The organism is Flavihumibacter profundi, from assembly GCF_020076305.1.
GTDB lineage: Bacteria > Bacteroidota > Bacteroidia > Chitinophagales > Chitinophagaceae > Flavihumibacter > Flavihumibacter profundi.
On record NZ_JAIQXE010000001.1, the window covers coordinates 1,919,914 to 1,946,686 of the forward strand.

Genomic DNA, 26,773 nt, shown 5'->3' on the forward strand with positions numbered 1-26,773 from the left:
ATGCATAAAAGACTCCATACAGCTACCCGGGTAATTTGCATTGTATGCGCAATAGGAATAGCAGCAGTAATTTTCCTGCCCATCTGGAGAATAGAATTATCTGCACCACAGTACCCTGAGGGACTGGTTATGCAGATATTCGCCAGCAAACTGGGTGGCAATGTGGAAGTCATTAACGGACTGAACCACTATATTGGCATGAGCCAGATCCACGAAAAGGATTTTGTGGAATTCCAGGTTTTACCAGTAATATTTGTCACACTGGCAGTGTTTGGTTTACTCACTGCGATCATTAACCGTAAATGGTTCTTTTATGCATGGTTTATTTTTTTCGCTTTGTTCGGCATTGTTGCCATGATGGATTTCTATCGCTGGGAATACAATTATGGGCATAACCTTAACCCGACAGCACCAATTGTGGTGCCCGGTATGGCTTACCAGCCACCGCTGATCGGGTACAAACAACTATTGAATTTCGGGGCTTATTCCATACCGGATTCGGGGGGCTGGATTTTTATCGGCGCGGCCGTATTGCTTTTGTTTTGCTTTTGGCTGGAAATCAGGAAAATCATTAAGATCGGTAAAACAATTCCTGTAGTAGTAATGGTACTGCTTTTTTCAAACGGATTGATCTCCTGCAGTACCGGTCCTACTGAAATCCCATACGGAAAAGTACCCTGTGATTATTGCAAAATGACCATATTGGATAAAAAATTCGGAGCTGAACTGGTTACAGCAAAAGGGAAGATGATGTACTTTGACGACCTGCATTGCCTGATCAGTTACAAAAAGGAAAATCATTTGACAGATAAAGACATTGCAGGCATCTATATTTCAGACTATGCCGGAAGCGGGCAACTTGTCAGAGCCGGTGAAGCCTTTTATGCAAGCGGCGAATCCATCCACGGCCCAATGGGTGGTAATATTGCCGCATTTCTTCACGCCGACGACCGAAACAAATACCTCGGCGAGCAAAAAGCTGTTGCAACTGATTGGAAAACCATAGCCCAGCCATGACCCTTCATTTCAAATCAATACTTATATTTTGGGGGTTACTGTTTTGTACAATAGCCCGGGCAGCCACTATTACAGTTTATCCCAACCAGACAATCAATGCAGCGGTACAGCAGGCTAAACCGGGCGATGTAATCAGGGTAATGCCTGGCACTTACCGGGAAAAAGGGATCATCATTAATAAACCCATTATATTGATTGGTGTGGATCACCCGGTGCTGGAAGGTGAACACAAGTACGAAATCCTCACTATTATTTCCAATAATGTAATTGTCCAGGGATTCACTATACAGCATTCCGGCTATTCCAGCATGGATGAACTGGCTGCCATCCGGTTAAAAAATGTTTCCCATGTAAGCATCCGCAACAACCACCTGCTGAATAATTTTTTTGGCATCTATTGCCAGCATGCCGATAGCTGTGTAATAAGCGGAAACCAGATTGAAAGCGACGGCACAAGTGAGCTGGAAAGCGGAAACGGTATTCATGGCTGGAAATGTGATCACCTGATCATAGCTAACAATTCAATTACGGGTCACCGTGATGGGATTTACTTCGAATTCGTAACCAACACCCTGATCTTCCATAACAACAGCTTTAAAAACATCCGGTACGGCCTGCATTTTATGTTTTCACACAGCGATACTTATGTGAAAAATATTTTCAGTAATAATGGCGCCGGGGTTGCGGTTATGTATAGCCACAAAGTAATTATGCACCAGAATGAATTCAGGGAAAACTGGGGCAGTTCTGCCTACGGACTGCTCATGAAAGAAATTACAGACAGTCATGCTGAAGGAAACCTGTTTTACCGGAATACCTCAGCAGTTTATATGGAAGGAAGCAACCGCATACATATAATCCATAACCGCTTTTTGCACAATGGCAATGCCATAAAACTGCAGGCGTCCTGTGAAGACAACATTATTGAACAGAATAACTTTTCCGGAAACAGTTTCGACGTATCTACCAACGGATCGCTGGTATTAAACCGGTTTTCCAAAAACTATTGGGACAAATATGAAGGGTATGACCTCAATAAAAATGGTATCGGTGACGTCCCTTTCCGGCCATTAAGTATTTATACACTTATCGTCGAAAGGAATGCAACCGCCATGATGTTGTTCAGGAGCCCGATTGTAAACCTTCTGGAAAGAGCAGAAAAAATACTGCCAGGCATTACGCCGGAAAGCCTGAAAGATGATGAACCCCTTATGAAACCATTACCGTTATGATCATCGCAACTAATGTTAATAAACGATTTGGCAAACTTCAGGCGCTGGATAATGTATCGCTGAATTGCAACAAGGGACAAACCATTGCCCTTATCGGACCGAATGGATCCGGGAAGACCACATTTATAAAATGCCTGCTGGGCATGGTAATTCCGGATAGCGGATTCATTACAGTAAACAATAAAAATATCAGCCACGACTGGCACTACAGGAAACAAATCGGCTATATGCCACAGATGAGCCGATTTCCCGAAAACATGACCATTGAACAGGTGATTGATATGGTGAAAGATATCCGGTCAGACGCAAATGAAAGTATGGATGAGGAATTGCCGGAAGCATTTGGTTTAAAAGCCCTGTATGGCAAAAGGATGCGCACACTTTCAGGAGGTACAAGGCAAAAAGTAAGTGCCTGCCTGGCATTCCTGTTCAACCCCGACATACTGATCCTGGATGAGCCAACAGCCGGACTGGACCCGGTTTCCAGCGAAATCCTTAAAGAGAAAATTATATCTGAAAAATCAAAAGGCAAGCTGACACTTATAACCTCGCACGTACTAAGCGACCTGGATGACCTGGTTACCGAGGTGGTGTATATGCAGGATGGAAAACTCCGCTTCCACTCACCACTTACCAAGTTGCAAAAAGAAACCGGAGAAGAGAAATTGAATAAAGTGATTGCACGGATTATGCAAAACCAATAAACGGCCACATGAAAAAGATCATTAAATATATTTTACTGGATATTCTCAGAAATAAAATAATCATTGCTTATACCCTGCTGCTTATGGTTATTTCAATGAGCCTGTTCTTACTGGAAGATAATGCCTCGAAGGCAATGCTTGGGCTATTGAATATTACCATCATTATTGTTCCATTGGTAAGTATTATATTTTGCACGATTTACATGTATAATGCTTCTGAATTTATTGAGTTACTGATAGCGCAACCCATCCGGAGAACCAAATTACTAACCGGGGTTTACCTCGGCCTTGTGGCCTCCCTTTTCATAGCAACCCTTATTGGCATCGGGATTCCTGTATTTATTTATAGTCCGGATACCAGTGGTTTCACCCTGCTGTTTACAGCGATCGCCTTAAGTACTGTATTTGCTTCACTGGCCTTACTTTCTGCAGTTATGACGCGCGATAAGGCAAAGGGAATTGGTTTGGCTTTATTATTATGGTTTTATTTTTCTTTCATTTACGACGGGTTGGTGCTCATGATCCTGTTCCAGTTTGCAGATTACCCAATGGAGAAAACCATGCTGGCCCTTAGTATGCTGAATCCTATTGACCTTGGAAGGATTTTATTGTTGCTGCAACTTGATATATCTGCTATGATGGGATTTACGGGTGCGCTTTTCCGTGATTTCTTTGGCAGCAGCCAGGGAATTATATTCGCTGCCGGAAATATCATCCTCTGGATGATCCTCCCGGCACTGCTGGCCATCAATAAATTTAAAAACAAAGACCTATAGGTTTATGGATAAAAAACATGATATCAGGAACCGGGCTGATATAGAATCACTGATCACCCGGTTTTACGATTACGTGCAGGTTGATCCTGTAATCGGGCATTTCTTTACGGAAGTGGTGAAGGTGAATTTTCAAAAGCATTTGCCTGTAATGTTCGATTTTTGGGAAAATATTTTATTTTACTCGGGCAATTACAACGGCAATCCAATGGCCGTTCACAAACACCTGCATAGTCTACACCCCTTAACAAAAGAAGACTTTGAACACTGGTTGAAATTATTTAAAGCCACTGCCCACGAGCATTTCGAAGGCCCGAATACAGAACTGATCATACAAAGGGCTATGTCTATAGCTACTACAATGGAAATAAAATTATTACACCCTTCTTCCTTTTCCTGAGAATTGAAAGAAGGGTGTAAAATGGTTTTACAAGGAGTATTATTTTGCAGGAGGAAGCAATACTTCATCAATTACATGTACAATACCATTGCTTGCCTGGATAGAAGCGAGAATATGTGCTTTACCATTCACAGTTACCTTTCCGTCTTTCACCTGTAAGGTGATATTATCTCCATTAGCCTGGCCCAATACCTGGCCATCGGTCATTGATTCTGTTTTGATGCCACCAACATATACATGGTATTGTAAAATATTGGCAAGACTCTCTTTATTTTCCGGCTTCATCAGGTTTTCAAGCGTTCCGGCTGGGAGTTTATCAAATGCGGCATTAGTTGGCGCGAAAACAGTGAACGGCCCTGCATTTGATAATACATCAACTAAACTGGCAGCCTGGATAGCTTTAACCAAGGTAGTGTGCTGGTCGCTGCCTATGGCCACTTTAACGACATCCTTTTGTGATTCTTCATCTTTCACTCCGGACTGGCCAGCCTGTGTTGTTGCTGCCTGTGCAGGTTCAGTTGATGCCTCTTTTTGTTCCGGGGCATTTGTGCAGGCTGTTACCATGGCTAAACTTACGAGACATGTGATAATTCTTGCATTGCATTTCATATTGCGAAGTTTGTTGGGTTGAAAAATATCCCTAAACTAATCAGTAACATACCTCCAGAATATGATTCTACGCATAGTGCAAAAAAAAGCAGGCAGTAGAAACTACCCGCGTTACACACATGAGAAAAAAAAAGTTTACGCCTGATATTGCATATCGTGCAAGGGCTTTTTGTTGATCATTTGCATCAATTTTTGTTCCATATCTTCATTACGGTGATTGTACCTGAATTCACACTCTTTAATATGCAGGTAAAGAGTATTGCGGTTCAATCCCCTGAACTTTATTAACCGGTTCCGTGTCAATCCCCAAAATCCCGATATTTCATCATTATTGGTCTTCATTGCATGGCTGCCAAAATTATCCCGGCGGTATAACCGCCAATTGGAAAAATCAGCCACTGCGTGGATATTATCCATTTTTACCAGGGAGTCGGCGGTTTTCTGTTTCTGCCACTCTAAAACCTGTTCTTTAGAAATTTTAGTGAGCCCGGTTGAAAACACCAATCCATTCCACCGGGTAAATCCATAAAATGGCGTTACTGGTATTCCGTCCGGTGCTTGGAAAAGAGTAATGGAGTTTTCCGGAAGTTGCTGCTGTGGAAAGGCTTCATCGCAAAACAGGGCAAGCCTGGTGCGAATCATTTTTACATAAGCGTTGATGGTTATCCGGCTTACCCCTGTTATACCCGCAATTTGTGTGGCAGTCAGGTCTTCACAAAACAGGTTAACAATTTCCCTGCATTTGCGTTCCGACAGGTGGGCACCTTTAAGCATTTTATTCTTCATCTGGAAAGGTTTGGTTACATCGGTTTAATACGAAGAGTTTCGCAGATGAATATCTGAATTAATCAGGGCATATAAAAGCTAAAATACATAAGTGGAAAAAAGAAGGGGTGAACCGGCAGTTTATTTTGTCAGCAAGTTTTCAAGTCTCTGCCGCAACTTTTCCGGAGTTGGCAACATGGCATTTTCCAGCCCCAAATTCAAAGGAACGGCCGGAAGGTTCAAGGCACCCATTACTTCGACCGGAGCATCGAGCCATTTGAAGCAATTATAGGCGATACGGCCTGCCAATGCCTCAGCAAAGGAGTTATTTTGCTGTTCTTCAGTAAGCACCAGGCACTTCCCATGCTTTTTTACTGTTGCATACACCATTTCTTCATCTAACGGGTACAGGCAACGCAGGTCAAGAACTTCAACTTGTCCGGGTAAGGCGGCAGCTGCTGCCTTGGCCCAATATACACCCATTCCGTAGGTAATTACGCAACAGCTGTCGCCCTCTTCAACCCGCAATGCAAATGCAGGTAGTGCGATGGCTGCTTTTCCCAACGGCAATATATAATCGCGGGATGGCTCTTCCATCCGGGCTGATTCTGTTCCCGGCACTTTACTCCAGTATAATCCTTTGTGTTCCAGCATAACTACCGGATTTGGATCCAGGAAGGCAGCTTTCATAAGTCCCTTCATATCAGCTGCATTAGAAGGATAAACCACTTTAATGCCTTTGATGGATAGCAGCATTGATTCCACACTTCCGCTATGGTAAGGTCCACCGCCTCCATAAGCACCCACTGGCACCCTGATAAGGGTTTGAACCGGGAACCTGCCGCAGCTTAGGTAACAGGATTTAGCGATTTCTGAAACCAGCTGGTTAAGTCCGGGGTAGATATAATCACCAAACTGCACTTCAACAATCGGTTTAAGTCCCACTGCGCTCAAGCCAACAGTTGATCCAATAATATAAGCTTCCTGTATTGCTGTATTAAAAACCCGGTGTGTCCCGAACTGTTCAGCAAGTGTTACGGCTTCCCTGAAAACACCACCCAGCCTTCGGCCTACATCTTCGCCGTAAAAAATTGCTTCTGGGCAGGTTTCCATAATTTCCCGTATTGCCAATAATGCGGCGTCCACCATCATGATTTTATCCCGCAATCCCGGGGTCCTTAAACCGCGTTCTTCCAGAACCGGTGTTGGCACAAATACAAATTCTGCCACTTTTGCGGGATCTGGTTCGGGGGATTCGATGGCCTGTTGAAAAGCTGTTACAATTTCCTGTTGGGCCTGTTTCTCTATCTCTGAGAGTGTTAATTCAGAAATGCCCTTCCTCCTTAATTTCCCCCTTACTATCAGCCGCGGATCTGATTTGGAGGCTTCGGCCAAATCTTCTTCGGTCCGGTAAAACTCTTTTCTTACCCCGCTGGTATGGTGCCCCAGCAAGGGTACAGTTGCCTGCACCAAAAAGGGCCTCCGCTCTTTCCTGATGGTATCGAGTACCTGCTCCAGTACGATGTAGCTTTCTTCAAAATCGCTGCCGTTGATCCGCAACCTTTCCATGCCAGGAAAAGCCCCTGCATAGGTCCAGGCATCCGCAACACGCGATTCCTCTGCCCGGGTACTAATACCCCATTGGTTATCCTGCACCAGGTAAAGGATGGGCAGCTGGTGTAGAACGGCAAATTGAAAGGCTTCGCTTACCTCCCCTTCATTAACACTGGCATCCCCCATGGAACAGACCACCACAGGCAGTTGTCCGTTTTCAGTCTTTTTAAGCGTTCCTGGCAGGTGTTGCTCCTTATATTTAACTCCCTGGGCCAATCCGGTTGTCGGTATAGCCTGCATGCCGGTAGCACTACTTTGGTGGATGATTGTTGGTTTATTATTTCCCCTGGAATTGGGATGGGCATAATATTCCCTCCCCCCGGTAAAAGGATCATCCCTTTTGGCCAGTAATTGAAGCATCAATTCAAGAGGGGTAAATCCAAGGCCCAGTAAAAGGCTTTCATCGCGATAATATGGACTCACAAAATCTGCCGCGTCCAGGTGGTATGCAAGGGCAAGCTGGATGGCTTCGTGACCGCGTGAGGTTGAATGGACATATTTACAAACAGAACGGTGTTGTTCGTAGGTATCAGCCATATGCTGCGCAAGGCACATATGGTGATAAGCTCTTTGTAAAATTTCAGGTCCAATCATAACAGGTGTAGTCGATCGCAAAGATAAACGAACACCTGTTAGCGGAAGTTGTGTATATTCTATTTTATTTCAACACTGAACATGAGCTGGTCGTTCATATACCCTTCCAACTCATCTCCAACAACACATTCCCCTACACCAGCCGGGGTGCCGGTAAACACAAGGTCACCGATATTCACAGAGAAATAATTGGAAATATGGGCAACGATCTGGTCAAAATTAAAGATCATAAGATTGGAGTTCCCCTGCTGTACGACCTCTTTGTTCTTTTGCAGGCTGAAACTGATGTCTTTTTTATTCTTGATCTCGTCGAGGTTTACCCATTTGCCGATAACGGCTGAGTTATCCCAGGCTTTGGCCTTTTCCCAGGGAAGTCCTTTTTCCTTGAGCTCATTTTGTATGTCGCGGGCGGTAAAATCAATGCCGGTAGTGATGGCATCGTAATATTTACTCGCATAACGGTCTTGTATATACTTTCCGTTTTTACAGATCCGCAAAACGAGTTCGCATTCAAAATGCAATTCATTGGTGAATTCCGGATAATAAAAAGGGGTATGCGATTGAAGCAGCGCACTTTTGGGCTTCATAAATACAACCGGTTCATCGGGAACATCATTTCCCAATTCCTTGGCGTGTGCCACATAGTTACGGCCTATACAGAATATCTTCATATTCAATAAGGGTTTAATGATTGAAAAATCATAGATTATCAGCGGACCTCAACGGCCCTGGAATTACATAGGTATTATTGAATAAAGGCGAAAAACTGCCTGTGGTTTGCGAAAATAACCATTCAGTAGCAATATTCATAACTTGTACACCACATTGTTGAACTGATTCATGGTAGTGGCCAGTCCGGCGGCTACAAATTGTTCAATCAGTTCTACGCATTTCATGCCCTTAAACACAACCAGGGGCCATTCTTCAGCGGTCCATTTGCCCAGTACGTAGTCGGCCTGGCGGCCTTTGGGGTAATTATTCCCAATCCCAAACCGCAATTTGGGGTATTCGGTTGTGCCTAAATGTTCCTGGATGCTCCTAAGGCCGTTATGTCCGCCGTCGCTTCCCGATCCCCGGACCCGCAGCCTTTCCAGCGGCAGGGCCAGTTCATCTACTACAACCAGTACATTTTCAAGGGGTATATTTTCCTTATCCTTCCAGTATTTAACAGACCGGCCGCTCAGGTTCATGTAGGTAGTTGGTTTTATACAAACCAATTGCTTCCCCCGCACCTTTATTTCTGCAACATCTGCCAGGCGGTCGGCCCTGAACCGGCCCTCGTGCTTTTTGACCAGTTCATCAACAATATCAAACCCGATATTATGTCGGGTATGGGCATACTCTTCGCCGATATTGCCCAGTCCAACAATCAGAAATTTACTCATTCCGGAGAGTTATGCGATTTGGGGGAAAGATAAGGCGATTTGGTGAGCAGTGAACAGTAAGTAGTAAGCCGCAAACAAAAAAATGCACCCTTCAACAGGATGCATTTAACTAGGTTATGCTTACCGCTCACGACTTACTGTTTACGGCTTACTTCACTTATTTCTTACCCTTATCAGCAGCTTCTTCCTGCTTCAATTGGCGGGTCATTACGATAGAAGCGATAGGAATACGGGGTGAGTTCAAAATCTCCATATTCTCTGCCTTTACATCTTCTACGCGGATGTTCTCGTTCAGGTCAAGGTTAGTAATATCAAGTTCAATACTTGCTTTCAGGTATTTCGGCAGGGTTTTCACTTTCAATGACTTGATCTTGGTTACCAGCTTTCCGCCTTCTTTTACTCCTTTTGGCGCACCTGTAAGGTGCAGGGGTAAAGTGGCGATCACTTTTTTGGTTTCAACCAGTTCAAGCAGGTCCACGTGGGTCAGTAAATCTGAAACTTTGTCAAATTGCAGGTCTTTGAGGATGCAGCGATACGTTTTTCCATCAATTTTCACTTCTGCTAACTGAAATTCCGGGGTGTACACCAGAGCCTTAAAAGCCTTGGCTGGGGCAACGAAATTAATTTCGGTTGCGCCTCCATAAATTACACCTGGCACTTTTTCCTCAGAGCGAAGTTGGCGGGTGGCTTTCTTCCCGGTTTCGGTCCTGAGTTGTCCTTCGATTGTAATTGTCTTCATTGTTGTTGTATTTAAAAAAAATTATTGCTCCTTTTGCGCTTCCTTCCTTTGCGAATGGATGAACAGGCTGGTAATACTCCGCTGTTCAAAGGCATTCCGTAACGCCACACCAAACAAATCTGCTACTGATAATACTTTGATCTTATCGATCTGCTGCTTCAGTGGAATTGTATCACAAACTACCAGTTCTTCCAGTACACTGTTGCCTATATTTTCATAGGCTTTGCCACTAAGTACCGGGTGCGTACACATCGCCCTTACACTCCTGGCCCCCTTTTCGAGCAGTAATCCTGCACTCTTGGCAAGGGTTCCGCCTGTATCACAGATATCATCAATAAGAACTACATTTTTGTCGGTAACATCTCCGATTACCACCATGCTGGCTATTTCGTTGGCCCGTTTCCTGTGCTTGTCACAGATCACCATTTCGGCATTGAAATAACTGGCAATTTCCCTGATCCTGTTGGCGCTACCCACGTCAGGGGCCGCAAAGGTAAGGTTTTCCAGTTTTAAATGCTCTATATAAGGAATAAAAATCACTGAACTGTCCAGGTGATCCACCGGTATATCAAAGTAGCCCTGTATCTGCGGGGCGTGTAAGTCCATGGTTACCACCCTGTCTGCCCCTGCCGCCGTCAGCATATTGGCGATTAGTTTCGACCCGATGGCTACCCGTGGTTTATCTTTCCGGTCCTGCCGGGCATAACCGTAATAAGGAATTACCGCGACGATTTTATAGGCTGAAGCCCGCCGTGCCGCGTCTATCATCAGTAACAATTCCATCAGATTGTCTGAAGGGGAAAAAGTGCTCTGCACCAGGAAAACTACATCCCCGCGGATACTTTCCTGGTAAACCGGCTGAATTTCCCCGTCGCTGAACTTCTGGATATTGATCTTACCCAGGGGAATGCCATAACTATTGGCGATCTTTTCTGCCAGGTATTGCGAACCGGTACCAGAGAAAATTTTTGCGGTGGATTGCATAGTAACGTGTTGGTGCGGCGAAGATAACCAATGGACCAAAAAGAAAATAGGGCCAACAGAAAAAGGTTGTGTTTGTGCACAACCTTTTTTAACTATTCAAATTTTGGTTTATCGTGATGCTACCAATACCCGGCTTCCGGTGGAACTGACGGAGATTTTAGCGGTACTGTTATCAGCCCCTCTATGACCACTTACGGCCTTGAAAATAGCTGAACAAATAAAAATGGAAAAGAATAGCGCAACAATGTAAATCCCAATGCAGAATAACATTGATTGGAAGCCTCCCAGGGTGTTGAATGTACGGGCGTTCATAGTTGTGAATTTTTTGGTTTTTCGTCTGGATAAATTGGATATTGGATAAAGGGTTAAAACCCTCTATAATGGCATAAAATTATTTTATAATCTTACTCCATGCAAGAGCGGAACTACTCAATTAAATCATGGGCAAAAGACGATAGGCCAAGGGAAAAACTACTTAGTAAAAACCCTATGGCCCTTAGTGATGCAGAGCTGATTGCTATTTTACTGAATAATGGCAGCCGCGACAAATCCGCGCTGGACCTTGCCCGTGAATTGATGCAACTGGGACGCAACAACCTGCAGGAACTGGGCAAACTTTCGGTTTTTGACCTAATGACGATTAAAGGAATCGGGGAAGCCAAAGCGGTTATTATTACTGCCGCACTGGAATTAGGCCGTCGCCGGCAGGCTGCCCTGGCCCTGGAATGCCCGGTCATAACCGGCAGCCGCGATGTTGCCCTTTACCTGCAGCAACTGTTCCAGGACCACCACCATGAGGTTTTCGTTGTGCTGTTCCTGAACCGTGCCAATAAAATCAGGCACTTTGAAATTATCAGTTCCGGGGGGATAACAGGCACAGTGGCCGATCCCAGGATGATCATGAAAAAAGCGATTGAACAGGAAGCAGTGGGTTTAATCTTAAGCCATAACCACCCCTCCGGCAACCTTCGTCCCAGTAAAGCAGACGAGGACCTGACCTACAAAATAAGGGAAGCCGCGAAACTGCTCGACATCAGGGTAATGGACCATATAATCGTTAGTACCGAAGGATATTTCAGTTTTGCCGATGAAGGGCTGCTATAAGGTAAAATCAGGCCTGGGCAGCCGGACCACCAAAATTCATGGGAATCTGTACTTCTTCCAGGTCCTTGATATCGCCATTCACTTCTTCAAAACGGTCAATATTATCGATGAGCGCTTTCATGAACCGTTTTGCATGCTGTGGCGTTAAAATAATTCTTGATTTAACCCGGCTCTTGGGCGTACCAGGCATAACATTTACAAAATCAATCACGAATTCTGCGTGAGAATGGGTAATGATCGCAAGGTTGGCGTATTCACCTTCTGCCATTTCTTCTGATATCTCAATATTCAGCTGGTTGTTAGGACTGGTATTCTCCATGTAATAAGTTTAAAGGGACAAAGCTAATAAGAAAGCGCTATTGAACAGCTACCCGGTGATCATTAACTGGCATTTCCATTCTGATTTGTGTGATCCACTGATTTCATCATTGCCTGAACCTATTGTATGCCCCTTCCCATAGCTTGTTTGTGACCAGCGCAACCACCATTGCAATTGCCAATGCCGCCTATTTCCGATCCGCCCTGGTTTACCCTGTACCTGAAGGTAATATCGCAAACCCTTATCATAAAAGGAAGGTATCGAAAAGGAATACAGGAGATCACGCTCGTAGGCATAGATCCGGGAATTATAACCACCGGTATGAAAATATTGCAGGCGGGCGGCTAAGGCCAGGGATAGTTTGCGAACCTGGTACCGCCCATCCAGAAATGCGGACCAACCAGTCTCGCGACCAGCAACACTGGAATACCAGGTAAAATCGGTCCTTGCTGCAACAATTAATAATGGATTAATTATCCTTTCTGCATGCCATCTCAGATTTGCATGTTGAATATTTAATGGAACAGGAATAGGATCGTCATTATTTTCAGGCTTCCCTGATGTCCGGTACCTTAAGTAGGTTTCCCATTTCTTTCGGCGCACCCAGGTTAACTGCATAAAGTATTCCTTTCCGAAAACTGGGGCCGTTGCCCTGAACCGCAGCCAGGGAAACCGGAAATAGTCAGCATACGCCTGCAATTGCCAGCCCGGCAATGGCGTTAACCTGAATCCGGCATAAAAACCGGTTTCATTTGTCACTTCGCTGTTCTCCAAAAAACTATGCGCATATAAGGCCTGGTAACCGGGCTGAACATGGCGGTACACCAGGGAAAGGTCTGACTTATGGTGAATGCTTAACACCATGCCCTGCAGGAATGCATAACCGGTTGCACAAGCTGCTCCCTCACCGAAAAGGAAAACATTCCGAAAAACATAACTATAATGAACACCCGAATTAAACCATTGGGCTCCCCTGATGGCGTATTTATTATAGGGCCTGTCCACCGGCATAAAAGGAAGGGAAAACTGGTATTTGATAACGCTGCCACCTAAGCGAAAATGGTTTGTAGTATACTGCAAAACTGTCCCGTAGGCATATTGCGTAATACTATTCCTGTCGGCCAGTTCACCTGCCGTGCGGTGGTATCCGCTTTGGGAAATGCTGCTGAAACCTTTAGTGCCATCTGCTCCTTCCACCAGGTTAGCGGTAAGTTTTCTCGCTGACCCGAAAAAAGTTGCTTCCCAATGCCCCGACTGAAATTGCAGCGCAACACCCCGGTGAAAATTCCATTCCCCGCCCGATCTGTAGGGCTGCAAAAGGTTGCCCTGGTGATAAACATTCATTGCTTCACTGGTTTTTCCAAAAGCAAGTCCCTGCCATTGCACCAGGCCCTGGCCAATATTCAATACATAATCTCCCAGTGCAATTGTTTTCAGCAAACCAGGCCTTCGCATAAATACATGGAAGCTGCTGAAGTCACCTGGCTTCTCCCCTGCATCTTTATCGCCTGCTATTCCCCACCACAACTGCTGCTTATACTGATAGGTATACCGGTAAAACAAACGCGCGCTACTTCCAATGTAAGCAGCCTGCTTAGCACTGTCGGCAATAAATCCTTTTGCCTTTTCCAATATATTACTGCTGCGCATTAACAACTGGTGTTGTCCTTTGGCAACAAGAGTGCGGTATTCTTTATCACCGCCGGTGTCTTCCCTGAAACTGAGATAGGGCAATATTTTCCGTATGGTGCCGATATCCCAATATGGGATAGCCTGCAATTCATAACGATTGCGTAAAATACCGAACAGGTTGCGGTACTGCAGGAATGAACTGATTTGCATAGGCGACAAAAAAGATAATTCTTTCAATTGCTCTTCAGTGACATGGTTTACGGAAATGGGTCGTCGCAAATAATTCACCAGCACCTGCTGAAGCTGGTCATTGTCGGGCTCCTGGTCATTAGCTTCGGTAGCTGCTTCCAGCATGCCGGCAACTTGCTCAGAAGGCTCCTGCGCGAGACCGCTGAAATGCAAAATAAGCAACAGGCTAATATATATTATCCTGTTCATGTGCCGCTGTTTTCTGCTTTTTTGAAATGCCCAGTACCAACCCCGGGCTCCAGCCAATCTGGGGATGCCATTCGCTGTAAATCCGAAGGCTTATTGCCTTATGGAAATAACCGGATTCGAAACCATATCGCAATGGATTGGATTGTATACGGATAGCCAGCCTCCAGGCTTCAAGTAGTTGGTATTGCAGAGAAATGCTTGCAACTAAACCCTCATAAACTGTGAAATAGACACTCCCATCTGTGTACAACTGGCCGCTCCAGTCCTTCCCCATACCACCACCTATCAGCCACAGCCTTGAAGTTTTATACGGTAATTGAATTGCCGCGCTATGATAAAAAAGGCCGGCGGAAAACCCATTATTGAACCACTGGAGACCAGTCGCAGCCTGCAATCCGGACCTTGCCGAAAAACCGCTGAACTTACCGGTCAGGTATAGAAAACTAACCCCAAGCTGCCAATGGGAATTGAGGTGCAGGCCATAGCCTAACCCATAATGGATTTCGTTAAAACTGGCATTACCGAAACGACTGATAACAAGTCCGGCACCGCTGCCATTTGCTACCGGCCAACCGGCAAAAGCCTGCAGCTCTGAAAGTTCATTAATATAAAATGGCTTTTGTGAAACCAGAAGTAAAGCCGGCCTGGACAGACTTGCAAATGCAGCAGGATTCACAAATGGAGCAGCAGGAGAATTAAAAATATGGCTCCAGGTCCCAGCAGCGGGCTGCCAACCCTTTAAGGTTAAATAACCATTTTGTGCCTTTGCTGTAAAGAATAATAAAAATGTACCAACTAACGCCCTGACAATTTTCATAGGCACAAGAAAGGACTTCCTGCTGGCGGGGACAAGAGTGATTGAACGGTAAAATAAACAGGAAGAAACGGTTCTTATTCCTGGGCAAAACGAACAAGTTCAACAACTTCCTGCATACTACGGAAATTTGTTTTATGCTCTTTTGCATATTGCAATACCTGGTCAGTTTTCTTCCCGAATATATGGGCGATCTGTTTTTCGTTATTTGCCTTATACAATTTTTCGCCGTCCTTAATCCAATAAATCGTTACAACAGTATAGTTTATATCTTCCCTTACCTGCCCGTTAACATAAACATCTGTTACCGTATTAAACACCGTATTCTGGTCCTGCTTTCCGCTTGTGATATGGTCGACGGTGGCCACTTTGTGCAAAGGCTTTGCTTCATAAGACACCACCAATGGCAGGGGAGTATAATCAATGAGCATGTAAAATTTCATCCCAACAGGTATAAAAAGGTTGTGTTGAAGGTATACTGTATCAACATCTTCAATATTGGTTAGGGTCATTGATTTCTGGTCTGCATAGTATACAATGGATTGCTCAAATGCATTATAGTTCAAAGAGGCCGTTGTTCTTTGACCGGATTTTAACAGCACCATTCCATCTGAAAACCCAGGATAAAGAAATCCCGCATCAACCATTGTTTTCTGAACAGCCTGGTATTGGGCTTGTGCAGAGTTCAGGTTTATAATTACTAATATGGTCAATAGCCGTTTCATACTAAAAGGATTATTATACAAAGATGACGATAATAAAATAAAAAAGAACAGGCTACCAAAACTGGTAACCTGTTCAAAACTAGATTTAAAAAACAGTTTTACTTATAGTATATATCAGTACAGTTCCGGAATGCTGAACCGTTGAAAACTACATAATTGATAGTTATATGCGTGTAGTCCGCATTTACAACAACAGTAGGTTGGGTAACCATAGTGATTCCGTTATCTGTAAATGCACCTTTAATTTCATCCGGAGCAATAACTGCATTAAATTCAGATAAAACACCCGCCGCATTTTTAAAAGTAAGCAGGTAGTTAGGCTGTACATAATATCCAGTTGGCATTTTAATGCTTGTTGGGTTTACAGGGGAGAATACAGTTGTTTCCCCTGTAAAAGATCCACCTGCAGGGGCACCACTTCCGTCCTGGTTATTTTTCCTGATAAAGTCCCAGCCCCATGTTCCTGCAAGGGGGTTACCAATAACATGGAAATAAATTGTACCAAAATTACTGCTGATGGTCTGACCGCTGGCATCAGTAACCACAACAGGTAACATGTAACTTTTTGTAATATCAATTTTAGAAGGATAGAAGACTATCTCCATGGGAACAAAAGCTGTACCCGCTTTAATTACACCGGAAGTAGCAACGAAATCATACAAAGAATCCGGCATGAGTTCGTAAGCGATTGAATCCGTTGAGAAATGGTCCAATACTTTAGATTGGTCCACACCAATAGTTACAGCTATGTCAGAACTTGGAACAACTCCACTAATTGCAACATTGTAATGGGCAGTGTCCTTTTCGTCAGTACCTGGGTAAGTTAATGCACCACCGGAAAAATATTGCATGCCAGAGTTGATGGTTGTTCCGCTACCATTTTCAATAAACTGAAGGGTAACAACTTTACCAGTCAAATCATTCGGATCGACATTCATTGCCCCCTGCTTCAAACATGAAGCCAGGCCTAAAGCAACTGCTATGAGGGGGAGAATTATTTTAAAATATTTTTTCATATTCCTAACTATTTTAATAAAATTATTGAGCCCAGAAAATTAAGGAAGCCGTCGGCGTAATTCCGGTTGGCATATTCGCTCCATTATAAGATCCTTCTGAAGTCGGATACAGAATCCTGGTAGGTAATTTATCAGGACGGGGACTTTCAGAAACAATTGATGCGAATGTGGTGTAATCATCACCCGGCGTTTTAATAGTTGGGTATTGGGTGCGGCGATAATCATTCCATGCTTCCTGGCTGTTTACAAAATTCAGCGCTATATATTTTTGGGTAATAATGGCTTCAATTTTTTGTTCAGTAGTGGTAGCAAAATCAAAATTCACCAACGGACTTGAATAATTATCAGTGAAGTATTTATTTGCATCGGCATCAGGATTACCGCTGATAGACTTATTAGGAAGCTGGTACAAATAATTAAAAGAAGCTTTTACACCTTTTTGAAACAGTTCTTTTGCATCACCAGAAGATAAAATACCTCTAACAACAGCTTCGGCCTGCAGGAAATAGCTTTCCGCAGCAATCATAACAGGGAATCCGGCATCAGGTCCTTTTAACACTCCCGTAGTATTACCCGAAGATTTTCCATCACGGTTGTCAGATGGGTACCAGAAACTTCCACCAGGGCTCTTCTGGATATCATCACCTTCATGTCCGAGCCTGTTTGTACCCGTATTAGGGAACAGGTAATAGATTGCTTTACCACGTCCGGTATCGGCTAATGTATGACCATCATACATACCCATAATAAAGGTAGTAGGAATCCAAGCCTTGTTACCAGGGGTACCAGTATAATCAAACGCCCAGTTAGACCATTTAGGATTTTGCTTATTTGCATCACGAACATAACCTGGATTGATGAGTGCATCAGTTTCCAGGAATCCGGCGGGATCAAAAGAAGTGTTGGTAAAAGTTACTTTTCCATTACCACGCACCATCAGCCTTAGTTTAATGGTATTGGCCAATTGCAACCATTTGTTCATATCACCACCAAACATAACATCTGATTTGCCTAAATCAAGTACTGTTTCTGTAGTAGACATTCCTTCATGAATGGTAGCGATTGCAGCATCCAGTAGAATGGCAAGGCTATCATAAACAGCCGGACCCAGATCGTATTTAGGGGTCAGGATATTGGCCCCTTGCAATGCTTCAGAATAAGGAACATCATTATTAGCATCTACCAGCAATTGGAATTCAAATGCTTTCATGATATTGGCTGCAGCATTAAAATTACTATACAAAGGTAATTGGCCCTCCTTTTTAGTGTAATTGATAATAGCCTGGTAATCATTCAGGTTATCATAAGTAGCAGGCCAAAGGTTTGTATACTCTGTTGTGAAGAGATAGGTAATGTTTGCACCAAAACCGCCATAACCGCCGGCATTGGCACTATAGCCACCTATTTGTGCACCCATTGTATTGTAACCATTGAGAACACTGGCCGTATTGGTCAGGGCCTGTGGTAAAACCAGTTCAGCCGTTGCTGTTGTTGCCTGGTTGGGATTATCATTAATATCCAACTGCTTTGAGCAGGAGGTTCCCAATACCGCAGTTGCAACTATAAAACTTGCAAATATTTTTTTCATAATTATATATTTTATTGACGTTTCCAAACAAATTCAATAGTAATTACTTACTTCTGGCTTGCTTAGTTATACATCAATTTCAGGGTACTGCATTAGAATTTTAAAGAAATGGTTGCTCCATAAAAACGTGATGGTGGTGCAGAGTCCAGACCAGTAATACCAACACCATTGTTATCAACACCGGAAGTGCTGTACTCAGGATCAGTATAGAGGTTATCCTTTGCCATCCACAGGAACAAATTTCGACCCTGCAGGCTAATGGTAGCTCCTTTAAATACTTTGGTAGATGCCAGAGTTTTTGCAGGTATGTCATATGAAATAGACAATTCCCGCAATTTCCAGAAATCACCATTAGTTACGTAGTTTGAAGTTACATCCCTGTTGATACCATCTGTCCAGAAACCGTTGTTACCATTTCCATTGGCAATTGCAACAGTTTTATTTTCAATATATACCCCTGGTTTGGTTGGGTCTTCATACACTGAATTCGGGTATACAAAGCTCTTCCTGTCGTAGGCAGCTGTCCTGAAACCGGTACCAGACCAGTCCATTTCTGTTCCCATACTATTGAAGATTTTGTAACCGGCGCGGTGTTCAAAGAGGAAAGCCAAACGGAAATTTTTGTAACGAACCTGGCCATCAAGGCTAAGCCTGTTTCTCGGTGTAGCATTTCCCAGAACAATAATCTGGTCAGTTTTTGAAGGCAAACCTGTGGTTGCGTCAACAATAACCTTCCCTTCAGTAGTCCTCTTATAATCAAATCCCATAATAACCGGAAAAGAATATCCTGCTACCGCATAAGAAGCACCGGATCCTGCTGCAGAAAGGGAAAGTTTAGGCAGGTCAGCACTGATATAGTTTACATTGTTTTCCAGGTAAGTATAGTTACCACCAACAGTGATGTTCCAGTCTTTATTCCTGAAAGCAACAACGTGGGCGGTTACCTCAGCACCTTTACTCTGGGTTTGACCTGTATTAGTTAACAAACTACTAAAACCGGTTGTGGTTGAAATAGAAGTCCTAACGGTTTGGTCATCTGTTTTTGTATTGAAGAAAGTTACTGTAGAAGTGAAGCGATCAGAAAACAAGTTCAAATCAAAACCGGCTTCAAATCCCTTGGTAATTTCAGGTCTGAGGTTGTTGGACACCAACCCGTTGTCAACACCATAACCAGCTAAGGTTCCATAAGGGAAGCCATTGCTTGGAGAATAGGTAGGCATCAATTGGTAAGCACCAAAATTAACACCATCACCCAGGTTTACGTTACCGGTTTTTGACCAACCACCCCTAACCTTCAGGTAACTGATTACTTTGCTGGAATGGAGCATATCAATTGCATCACTGGCAATGAAAGATCCTTCAATAGATGGGTAGAAGAAAGAACGGTTAGCTTCAGCCAATCTAGAATCCCAGTCGTTACGGCCAGTCGCCTGTAAGAACAGGAAATTCTTATAGCCAATATTTATTTTTCCATAAGCACCATATTGCCTTGTCATATAATTGGACTCAGCTGCATATGGAGTACCAACCCCGTTGCTCACATTGAACAAATCAGGAATAATCAATCCATTTGCCGCGACATTTACATATTTCGACTGGTTCTGGTTGAATTGTCCACCAGCCACTATACCGAAGTTGAAATCACCCTGCCGCTTGTTGTATTGTGCAAACAGGTCAGTAACCAGGTTGGTTGTATAGGCCATTCCGTCAGAAACTGAAGCCGGGATATCAGATTTAGAACTCTGGTCTGTATTCTCAGCATATGTAGTATAATTGAAGGCACCTACAGTATTCTTACTCGAAGCATTCCTGGTAGAAATACCTTGGCGGGCAACGAAATCCAAACCTTGGATCGGGGTATATTTTAACTCAATATTCGCAGTCAAATAATCATTCCGCTGTTTGGAACGGTAGTTATCTTTTGTGAAATAAGGGTTTTGGTACCATGGGTTATAGAAACCATTGGGATTTGCAAACTTATCAGTTTGCCAGTTTTTATATTTGGTGATATCCACGTTGGAAGGCATGTTCAGCATATTACCATACATGCTACCTGTTTGGGTAGTGATATCATACCTGTTTTGTGTATAACCTGAAGAATAGGTAAACATTAAGGTCTTACCCAGTCTGCGAGTACCGTTGATCCGAACGTTAGTCCTGTTGTATTTATCAGCAGGAGTAGTTCCTTCAGCAGAAACATATTGTCCGGATAAATAGAAAGTTGAATTCTCGTCACCATTAGAAACAGAGAAATCAGTCTGGCTGGTCAGCCCTTTTTCCCAGAATTTATTATGGCCATCATTATAGGCATAAACTGCTGAGTCCTGGGATCCATCTTCAAGGGGCGGTCCTAAGGGTCTTTTCACACCATCAAACCTTGGTCCATAAGACTGGTTTTCCAGGTAGTTGAAAACAGGATCACCACTTGAATTAACACCATAAGCAGTACCACCAGCACCAAATTCCCTTTGGATCTTTGGAAAGAAGGCCACTTGTTCCTGTGTTACAGTTTGAGAAAGACTAACACTTGTTACACCTTTCTTTCCTTTTTTGGTAGTTACAATAACCGCACCGTTAGATGCCTGGCTACCATATAATGCTGCAGCACCGGCACCGTTCAACACTACGATATCCTCAACATCTTCAGGGTTAAGGTTACCCAGTACCGTGTTCGGTACCACTACGTTATCCAATACAACAAGTGCCTGGTTATTACCAGTCAAAGAGCGCTGGCCCCTTAACACCAAACGGTAGCTTGGGTTAACACCACCACCGGTTCCACTGATCTGGAAACCGGCAACTTTACCCTGCAGGCCACCGGCAACATTGGTTGCTTTTGCCTGGTTAAGCACTTCGCCTTTTACCTGGGTAGTTGCACTTCCAAGTTCTTTACGCCTTGATTTAAGACCACCGGCAGTAACAATTACTTCTTCCATTACGGAACCGGTTAGTTTAACAGACACAATGCTCACCCCTTCAACAGATACTTCTTTAGTTCCGAATCCTGCAGAAGAAATGATAATTGCTGTTTCCTTGTCTACGTTAATCTTAAAATCACCCTGTGCATCGGCAGTAACCATGGTTTTCCCATCTTTTACCTTAACCGTTGCAAAAGGGATGGGCTGCCCTTTATCATCAGTGACCTTTCCAGTCACTGTTTTTGCTTGCCCGAAGGATAGCCCGCATAACAACGTGGCCATCACTACCAGAGATAGGAGTTTTCTCATGTTTGTGTGTGTTTAAAAATAGAAGTTGTGAAATTAGGGAGTAAATCCTTTGTTAAATTTGTTGAAAAGATAATTATTACGGTAAATAATATAGAAAGTGTATTACTTATCAAATAACCATCATTCGAACTCCCATTTAACCAAGACTTAACTTTGCCATGGATTGCTGCATCCTTGTTAAAAAATCTCCAAAATCAGCTTGTATAAAAGCCAAATATTCTATAAAAATCATTCGGCCTGAAAGGATTAACCGGCTAATTTGGGACAATTCTTTTCTTTTCCCCCTTCAATTTGGCTTATTACCTTTGCGCCATGAAAATTTTAGACGGACAACTGGTCTCCCGGGCCACAAAAGACGAACTGAAAATCAAGGTTGCGCAACTGGTTACAGAGGGAAAAAAAATACCACACCTGGCAGCCGTATTGGTAGGTAATAATGGCGCCAGTGAAACCTATGTTGGTGCAAAAGTTAAATCCTGTGAAGAAATAGGCTTTAAATCCACTCTGGTGCGCCTCGAAGAAAATATCAGCGAGAACAAATTACTGTCAGTCATAGAAGACCTGAACAACGATCCCGATATTGACGGAATCCTGGTCCAGCTTCCCCTGCCGAAACATATATCCGACGAAAAAGTGATCAATGCCATTCATCCCTCTAAAGATGTAGATGGTTTCCACCCTATAAATGTGGGCAAAATGGTCCAGGGACTGGATACTTTTATCCCGGCTACCCCATATGGCATTATGCTGATGCTTGAATATTATAAGATCAATACCAAGGGCCTCCATGCTGTGGTGATTGGCCGTAGCAATATCGTTGGCCGCCCCATGAGCATCCTGCTTAGCCGCTCGGGCCAGCCGGGTAATTGCACGGTAACCCTTACCCATTCCCATACCCGCAACCTGAAGGAGCTTTGCGAGTCGGCCGATATTATCGTTGCCGCCCTGGGTATCCCCGAATTTGTAAAGGGGGATATGGTTAAGGATGGCGCGATAGTTATTGACGTAGGCATTACCCGCGTACCAGACCCATCAAAAAAATCGGGATTTGCCCTTAAAGGAGATGTTGATTTCGCTGAAGTTTCACCAAAATGCAGCTTTATCACCCCGGTACCCGGAGGCGTTGGCCCAATGACCATCGCCGCCCTGATGAAAAACACCTTTAAGGCCTGCGTTGATAAAAACTAACCGACACATATATATTATATATATCACAATTATTAATTGTCAGTCTTGAAAACATTGCCCGTTATGGAATCCTTCTACACCCTGCAGGGGGAGGGATATCACCAGGGCCGGGCTGCATATTTTATACGGCTCGGTGGCTGTGACGTGGGTTGTGTATGGTGTGATGTGAAAGATTCCTGGGATGCTGATAAACATCCCCAGGTTCCAATAGACCAGATTGTTGCAGAGGCTGCAGCTTTCCCGGGAAGACTGGCTGTTATTACCGGCGGCGAACCGCTGCTGCACCAATTGGATGAACTTACCCTCGCCCTGAAGGCAGCCGGATTTGAAACTAATATTGAAACTTCGGGCTCCAGCCCGATGAGTGGACACTGGGACTGGGTTTGCCTTTCCCCGAAGAAATTCAAGTTCCCCCTGCCCGAAGTTGTTGCTGCTGCCGATGAATTGAAAGTGGTCATTTTTAACAAATCGGATTTTAGCTGGGCTGAACAATATGCTTCCCAGGTAAAGCCCGGCTGCAAACTTTATCTCCAGCCAGAGTGGGATAAAAAAGACCAGGTAATGCCCCTTATTATTGATTACATAAAGAACCACCCCAAGTGGACATTGAGTATTCAGAGCCATAAATATATTAACGTACCATAAGGCGTAAGCAGTGAACGGTAAGTCGTAAATTGGTTTTATAGGTAATTTGAGACAGGCCAGTATAGGACTAGCATATGGTAAATTCGCGATCCACTAATTTGGCCTAAATTTCGTTCTACTACTATTATTGTCACCTATGCAAAAGCACATTATACCCATATTATTCTTTTTCCTACTGACTTCCCCAATTTTCGCCCAGGTATACAAGCCCGAAAAAGTAAGTCCCAAAGCAGTTAAGCTCTACCAGGAGGGAATCCAGCTGGCAGAAAACAACCTTTTCAGGGAAGGCATTGCCAAACTGCAACAGGCAGTGGGCATTTATCCGGGCTATGCAGACGCATGGTTATCTATTGCCGGAATGTATGGCGAACTCAAAGATTATGACAATTCCATCTTAAATTACCAGAAAGCGGAAGCGATTGACTCAGACTATTTCCGTGATTACAACCTGCCGTATTCCATAAACCTTGCCGGCAAAGGCCGTTTCGAAGATGCCCTGCATGCCGTGAACCGCTTCATGACCGTCAATAACCTTAATGAAGCCAGCCAAAGGGCAGCTGCTTACCGGCGCCGCTGTTACCAGTTTGCCATTGACCAGGCAAAAAATCCGGATATCGCTAATTACATGTTCAGCCCGGTTAACCTGGGCGATAGTGTAAACAGTGCTGTCTCTGAATATTACCCAGCCCTAACCATCGATAACCAGCAACTGATTTTCACCCGCCGGGTAAATAACTATAATGAAGACTTTTATGAAACCAGGCGCAATGGCAATAATTGGAGTGCGGCCCGTGGACTTACCGGCATGATCAACTCAAACCTGAATGAAGGGGCGCAGTCAATCTCCCAGGATGGCGAATGGCTGATATTCACAGGCTGCAATTTTCCTGAAGGCATGGGCAGTTGCGACCTGTATATTTCTTACCTCACGCCTGATGGCTGGAGTGAACCAGAAAACCTGGGTAACAAAATCAATACGGATGCCTGGGAATCTGCACCCAGCCTTTCACCCGACAAACGCGATCTCTATTTTGCCAGCCGCCGGCCCGATGGGTATGGTGGCAGTGATATTTATGTAAGCCACCTCTTACCAGGCGGCCGGTGGAGTGAACCTGAAAACCTTGGTCCTGAAATCAATACCAGCGGGGATGAAAGTTGCCCGTTTATCCATGCCGATAACCAGAGCCTGTATTTCACCTCAAACGGATTGACCGGTTATGGTGGTGACGATTTGTTCATGGCCCGTAAAGGGCCAAAAGGCAGTTTCAGCCTGCCCCGTAACCTTGGTTACCCCATCAACACCATAGAAAACGAAGGCAGCCTGGTGATTACTGCTGACGGCAGCACCGCTTATTATGCAAGCGACCGAAGTGACAGCAGAGGCGGACTCGATTTATATACTTTCACCATGAGGCCCGACGTTCGCCCGATAAAAACCCTTTGGGTAAAAGGTCGGGTACTGGATGCGAAAACAAGTAAAGGATTGCCTTCAGCTGTTGAACTAACGGACATAAGCACACGACAATTGGTTAGCAGGATCCAAACAGACGAAACAGGCAACTACCTGATCACATTACCTGTTGGCAGGGACTATGCCTTTAATGTAAACCGGAAAGGCTACCTGATCTATTCTGAAAACTTCCCGCTAAGTGAGAAAGCGCCTGATTCAACCTATCATATTGATATACCGCTGCAACCCTTAACGGCCAATGCAACCGTAGTACTGAAGAATATTTTCTTTGATATTAACAGCACCAACCTGGGCAATAATTCTGCTGCAGAACTTGACCAGCTGGTACATTTGCTTAAAGAGAACCCAACACTCCAGATACAAATAAACGGGCATACTGATAATGTGGGAAAGGCAGCGGATAACCTGACACTTTCCAATGGCCGTGCACAATCTGTTGTAGCCTACCTCATCAAAAGTGGCATCGATGCCAAAAGGCTTAGATTCAAGGGATTTGGTGCTACCCAGCCCATTGCTGATAATACAACAGAAGAAGGCCGTGCAAGCAATCGCCGCACAGAATTGAAGGTTGTGGCAGATTAACCGTTTTTTCACGCTGGCAGGAACTGATCCGGAAGGTTATTTTTAACCAAAAGACCTTATGCCTTCCGAAAAAATGTTCCAGGTTGCACTTACTCTTGTACCTCATATCGGATATGTACATGCGAAAACACTGGTGGAACATTTCCATAGTGCTTCCGCCATATTTTCTGCGAACATACGGGAACTGGAATCCCTTGAAGGAATAGGTGAAATAAGGGCCAGGTCTGTCAGGCAGTTCCAGAAATTTGGCGACTGCGAAAAGATATTGCAGCAGGTAGAAGCACATGAACTTGAGACCCTTTTCCTTGGGGATGAAAATTATCCGCCCCGTTTGATGAACTGTTATGACCCACCCACACTGTTGTATTGCAAAGGAAATATTTCACTGAAGAACCAGCGCACGGTGGCCATCATCGGAACCCGGCACCATAGCGAATACGGCCGGCAGCAAACTGAGAAATTCGTAAAAGAACTGGCGCAGAAAAATATAACAATTATCAGTGGCATGGCTTATGGAATAGATGGACTGGCCCATAAATCGGCCATCAAGTATGGGTTGCCTACCATTGGCATACTGGCACATGGGCTTGATGCCATTTATCCCCCGGAACATTATAGTTTGGCCAGGGATATATTGAAACAAAATGGAGGTCTGCTTACAGAATTCCCGATCGGGGTCAAACCCGAGAAACACCATTTCCCTATTCGGAACCGGATCGTTGCGGGACTAAGCGAGGCTGTTGTAATAATGGAAACCGGCATTAAAGGCGGCAGTATGATCACCGCATCGCTTGCCACGGGTTACCATAGTGAAGTCTATGCGTTCCCAGGCAGGGCGGGTGATACAAAAAGCAGCGGCTGCAATTTGCTGATCAGGAAAAACAAGGCAACACTTATAACCGATGCGGCTACATTCCTGACCGAAAAAGCCTGGGGTGATGGAAGCGCTAAAGCAGGGGTCCAGACACAAATTCCCCTGCCATATGACCTGGATCCGGCCGAGAATATTATTTTGCATTTGCTGAGTGTACATGCGGTTTTACCTATCGATGAGCTTTATATTAAAACAGGTCTAAGCGCAGGCATGGCAGCCTCGGCGATATTGTCGCTGGAGTTGAAAAATATCATAGAAATGATGCCGGGAAAGCGTTACAGGCTTTGCACCTAGACTTTTCAAAAAAATGATTTGGCGCGAATTTACCGGCTGC

24 protein-coding genes are annotated in these 26,773 nt (G+C 44.2%); 10 read left to right on the forward strand and 14 right to left on the reverse strand.

The features are described 5' to 3' along the window. Genes LAQ65_RS08285 through LAQ65_RS08305 form a run of 5 tightly spaced genes read left to right on the forward strand, consistent with a single transcriptional unit; the run spans position 1 to position 4,126 of the window. Positions 1–1,017, forward strand: coding sequence for a nitrous oxide reductase accessory protein NosL (locus LAQ65_RS08285; RefSeq protein WP_224116481.1), 1,017 nt, complete (start codon positions 1–3; stop codon positions 1,015–1,017). Then, positions 1,014–2,249: a nitrous oxide reductase family maturation protein NosD gene (gene nosD / locus LAQ65_RS08290; protein ID WP_224116482.1), complete on the forward strand. Its 1,236-nt coding sequence runs from the start codon at positions 1,014–1,016 to the stop codon at positions 2,247–2,249. Before LAQ65_RS08285 ends, nosD begins: the two co-directional genes overlap by 4 nt. Then, positions 2,246–2,953, forward strand: coding sequence for an ABC transporter ATP-binding protein (locus LAQ65_RS08295; RefSeq protein ID WP_224116483.1), 708 nt, complete (start codon positions 2,246–2,248; stop codon positions 2,951–2,953). The genes nosD and LAQ65_RS08295 overlap by 4 nt, the downstream gene beginning before the upstream one ends. Before the next feature lie 8 nt (positions 2,954–2,961). Next, complete coding sequence (locus LAQ65_RS08300; RefSeq protein WP_224116484.1) at positions 2,962–3,729, forward strand: ABC transporter permease subunit; 768 nt, start codon at positions 2,962–2,964, stop codon at positions 3,727–3,729. Between the two features lie 4 nt (positions 3,730–3,733). After that, positions 3,734–4,126 (forward strand): group III truncated hemoglobin, encoded by a 393-nt coding sequence (locus tag LAQ65_RS08305; RefSeq protein ID WP_224116485.1) that lies wholly within the window; start codon positions 3,734–3,736, stop codon positions 4,124–4,126. Between the two features lie 39 nt (positions 4,127–4,165). Here the strand turns inward: LAQ65_RS08305 and LAQ65_RS08310 are convergent, their stop codons facing one another. The 7 genes from LAQ65_RS08310 to LAQ65_RS08340 all read right to left on the reverse strand — a co-directional run bounded on the left by LAQ65_RS08310 (position 4,166) and on the right by LAQ65_RS08340 (position 10,816). Then, entirely contained in the window at positions 4,166–4,735 is a 570-nt protein-coding gene (locus LAQ65_RS08310) for a fasciclin domain-containing protein (protein WP_224116486.1), read from the reverse strand. 135 nt (positions 4,736–4,870) lie between these two features. Next, entirely contained in the window at positions 4,871–5,521 is a 651-nt protein-coding gene (locus tag LAQ65_RS08315) for a hypothetical protein (RefSeq protein WP_224116487.1), read from the reverse strand. 120 nt (positions 5,522–5,641) lie between these two features. Then, the gene (locus LAQ65_RS08320) at positions 5,642–7,708 is read right to left on the reverse strand and encodes an alpha-ketoacid dehydrogenase subunit alpha/beta (protein WP_224116488.1); all 2,067 of its coding nucleotides are present in this window, start codon (positions 7,706–7,708) and stop codon (positions 5,642–5,644) included. 59 nt (positions 7,709–7,767) lie between these two features. Beyond that, the gene (locus LAQ65_RS08325) at positions 7,768–8,379 is read right to left on the reverse strand and encodes a fumarylacetoacetate hydrolase family protein (protein WP_224116489.1); all 612 of its coding nucleotides are present in this window, start codon (positions 8,377–8,379) and stop codon (positions 7,768–7,770) included. A 135-nt stretch (positions 8,380–8,514) separates the two neighbouring features. Beyond that, the gene (gene pth, locus LAQ65_RS08330; RefSeq protein WP_224116490.1) at positions 8,515–9,093 is read right to left on the reverse strand and encodes an aminoacyl-tRNA hydrolase; all 579 of its coding nucleotides are present in this window, start codon (positions 9,091–9,093) and stop codon (positions 8,515–8,517) included. A gap of 157 nt (positions 9,094–9,250) precedes the next feature. Continuing rightward, complete coding sequence (locus LAQ65_RS08335; RefSeq protein ID WP_224116491.1) at positions 9,251–9,832, reverse strand: 50S ribosomal protein L25; 582 nt, start codon at positions 9,830–9,832, stop codon at positions 9,251–9,253. 21 nt (positions 9,833–9,853) lie between these two features. Continuing rightward, complete coding sequence (locus LAQ65_RS08340; protein WP_224116492.1) at positions 9,854–10,816, reverse strand: ribose-phosphate pyrophosphokinase; 963 nt, start codon at positions 10,814–10,816, stop codon at positions 9,854–9,856. A 411-nt stretch (positions 10,817–11,227) separates the two neighbouring features. On the opposite strand from LAQ65_RS08340, the gene radC reads away from it, so the two are divergent. Next, positions 11,228–11,920, forward strand: coding sequence for a RadC family protein (gene radC, locus LAQ65_RS08345; RefSeq protein ID WP_224116493.1), 693 nt, complete (start codon positions 11,228–11,230; stop codon positions 11,918–11,920). 7 nt (positions 11,921–11,927) lie between these two features. Here the strand turns inward: radC and LAQ65_RS08350 are convergent, their stop codons facing one another. From LAQ65_RS08350 to LAQ65_RS08380, 7 genes are all read right to left on the reverse strand, one after another. Then, on the reverse strand, positions 11,928–12,239 hold the full coding sequence (locus LAQ65_RS08350; RefSeq protein WP_224116494.1) for a DUF3467 domain-containing protein: 312 nt from the start codon (positions 12,237–12,239) through the stop codon (positions 11,928–11,930). 48 nt (positions 12,240–12,287) lie between these two features. Then, on the reverse strand, positions 12,288–14,309 hold the full coding sequence (locus LAQ65_RS08355) for a helix-hairpin-helix domain-containing protein (protein WP_224116495.1): 2,022 nt from the start codon (positions 14,307–14,309) through the stop codon (positions 12,288–12,290). After that, positions 14,287–15,126, reverse strand: coding sequence for a hypothetical protein (locus tag LAQ65_RS08360; protein WP_224116496.1), 840 nt, complete (start codon positions 15,124–15,126; stop codon positions 14,287–14,289). The genes LAQ65_RS08355 and LAQ65_RS08360 overlap by 23 nt, the downstream gene beginning before the upstream one ends. A 74-nt stretch (positions 15,127–15,200) precedes the next feature. Next, a complete protein-coding gene (locus LAQ65_RS08365; protein ID WP_224116497.1) occupies positions 15,201–15,848 on the reverse strand; it encodes a hypothetical protein in 648 nt (215 codons plus the stop codon). 98 nt (positions 15,849–15,946) lie between these two features. Further along, positions 15,947–16,864: a DUF1735 domain-containing protein gene (locus LAQ65_RS08370; RefSeq protein ID WP_224116498.1), complete on the reverse strand. Its 918-nt coding sequence runs from the start codon at positions 16,862–16,864 to the stop codon at positions 15,947–15,949. Between the two features lie 22 nt (positions 16,865–16,886). After that, entirely contained in the window at positions 16,887–18,452 is a 1,566-nt protein-coding gene (locus tag LAQ65_RS08375) for a SusD/RagB family nutrient-binding outer membrane lipoprotein (protein ID WP_224116499.1), read from the reverse strand. Between the two features lie 92 nt (positions 18,453–18,544). Continuing rightward, the gene (locus LAQ65_RS08380) at positions 18,545–21,679 is read right to left on the reverse strand and encodes a SusC/RagA family TonB-linked outer membrane protein (protein ID WP_224116500.1); all 3,135 of its coding nucleotides are present in this window, start codon (positions 21,677–21,679) and stop codon (positions 18,545–18,547) included. A 312-nt stretch (positions 21,680–21,991) separates the two neighbouring features. Between LAQ65_RS08380 and folD the strand changes: the two genes are divergently transcribed. The 4 genes from folD to dprA all read left to right on the forward strand — a co-directional run bounded on the left by folD (position 21,992) and on the right by dprA (position 26,733). Beyond that, complete coding sequence (gene folD / locus LAQ65_RS08385) at positions 21,992–22,867, forward strand: bifunctional methylenetetrahydrofolate dehydrogenase/methenyltetrahydrofolate cyclohydrolase FolD (RefSeq protein WP_224116501.1); 876 nt, start codon at positions 21,992–21,994, stop codon at positions 22,865–22,867. A gap of 63 nt (positions 22,868–22,930) precedes the next feature. Beyond that, positions 22,931–23,512, forward strand: coding sequence for a 7-carboxy-7-deazaguanine synthase QueE (locus tag LAQ65_RS08390; RefSeq protein WP_224116502.1), 582 nt, complete (start codon positions 22,931–22,933; stop codon positions 23,510–23,512). 136 nt (positions 23,513–23,648) lie between these two features. Next, a complete protein-coding gene (locus LAQ65_RS08395; RefSeq protein WP_224116503.1) occupies positions 23,649–25,565 on the forward strand; it encodes an OmpA family protein in 1,917 nt (638 codons plus the stop codon). Between the two features lie 58 nt (positions 25,566–25,623). Next, positions 25,624–26,733: a DNA-processing protein DprA gene (gene dprA / locus LAQ65_RS08400; protein WP_224116504.1), complete on the forward strand. Its 1,110-nt coding sequence runs from the start codon at positions 25,624–25,626 to the stop codon at positions 26,731–26,733. The last annotated feature ends 40 nt before the right edge of the window (positions 26,734–26,773 follow it).

Bases quoted from the DNA above. Each gene is read 5' to 3' on its own strand.
- LAQ65_RS08340 (WP_224116492.1), bottom strand. From the start codon at position 10,816: ATGCAATCCACCGCAAAAATTTTCTCTGGTACCGGTTCGCAATACCTG.
- LAQ65_RS08375 (WP_224116499.1), bottom strand. From the start codon at position 18,452: ATGAAAAAAATATTTGCAAGTTTTATAGTTGCAACTGCGGTATTGGGA.
- LAQ65_RS08360 (WP_224116496.1), bottom strand. From the start codon at position 15,126: ATGAAAATTGTCAGGGCGTTAGTTGGTACATTTTTATTATTCTTTACA.
- LAQ65_RS08390 (WP_224116502.1), top strand. From the start codon at position 22,931: ATGGAATCCTTCTACACCCTGCAGGGGGAGGGATATCACCAGGGCCGG.
- LAQ65_RS08300 (WP_224116484.1), top strand. From the start codon at position 2,962: ATGAAAAAGATCATTAAATATATTTTACTGGATATTCTCAGAAATAAA.
- LAQ65_RS08365 (WP_224116497.1), bottom strand. From the start codon at position 15,848: ATGAAACGGCTATTGACCATATTAGTAATTATAAACCTGAACTCTGCA.
- LAQ65_RS08335 (WP_224116491.1), bottom strand. From the start codon at position 9,832: ATGAAGACAATTACAATCGAAGGACAACTCAGGACCGAAACCGGGAAG.
- LAQ65_RS08285 (WP_224116481.1), top strand. From the start codon at position 1: ATGCATAAAAGACTCCATACAGCTACCCGGGTAATTTGCATTGTATGC.
- LAQ65_RS08370 (WP_224116498.1), bottom strand. From the start codon at position 16,864: ATGAAAAAATATTTTAAAATAATTCTCCCCCTCATAGCAGTTGCTTTA.
- LAQ65_RS08380 (WP_224116500.1), bottom strand. From the start codon at position 21,679: ATGAGAAAACTCCTATCTCTGGTAGTGATGGCCACGTTGTTATGCGGG.
- LAQ65_RS08310 (WP_224116486.1), bottom strand. From the start codon at position 4,735: ATGAAATGCAATGCAAGAATTATCACATGTCTCGTAAGTTTAGCCATG.
- nosD (WP_224116482.1), top strand. From the start codon at position 1,014: ATGACCCTTCATTTCAAATCAATACTTATATTTTGGGGGTTACTGTTT.
- LAQ65_RS08355 (WP_224116495.1), bottom strand. From the start codon at position 14,309: ATGAACAGGATAATATATATTAGCCTGTTGCTTATTTTGCATTTCAGC.
- LAQ65_RS08315 (WP_224116487.1), bottom strand. From the start codon at position 5,521: ATGAAGAATAAAATGCTTAAAGGTGCCCACCTGTCGGAACGCAAATGC.
- LAQ65_RS08325 (WP_224116489.1), bottom strand. From the start codon at position 8,379: ATGAAGATATTCTGTATAGGCCGTAACTATGTGGCACACGCCAAGGAA.
- folD (WP_224116501.1), top strand. From the start codon at position 21,992: ATGAAAATTTTAGACGGACAACTGGTCTCCCGGGCCACAAAAGACGAA.
- LAQ65_RS08320 (WP_224116488.1), bottom strand. From the start codon at position 7,708: ATGATTGGACCTGAAATTTTACAAAGAGCTTATCACCATATGTGCCTT.
- LAQ65_RS08350 (WP_224116494.1), bottom strand. From the start codon at position 12,239: ATGGAGAATACCAGTCCTAACAACCAGCTGAATATTGAGATATCAGAA.
- radC (WP_224116493.1), top strand. From the start codon at position 11,228: ATGCAAGAGCGGAACTACTCAATTAAATCATGGGCAAAAGACGATAGG.
- LAQ65_RS08395 (WP_224116503.1), top strand. From the start codon at position 23,649: ATGCAAAAGCACATTATACCCATATTATTCTTTTTCCTACTGACTTCC.
- LAQ65_RS08295 (WP_224116483.1), top strand. From the start codon at position 2,246: ATGATCATCGCAACTAATGTTAATAAACGATTTGGCAAACTTCAGGCG.
- pth (WP_224116490.1), bottom strand. From the start codon at position 9,093: ATGAGTAAATTTCTGATTGTTGGACTGGGCAATATCGGCGAAGAGTAT.
- LAQ65_RS08305 (WP_224116485.1), top strand. From the start codon at position 3,734: ATGGATAAAAAACATGATATCAGGAACCGGGCTGATATAGAATCACTG.
- dprA (WP_224116504.1), top strand. From the start codon at position 25,624: ATGCCTTCCGAAAAAATGTTCCAGGTTGCACTTACTCTTGTACCTCAT.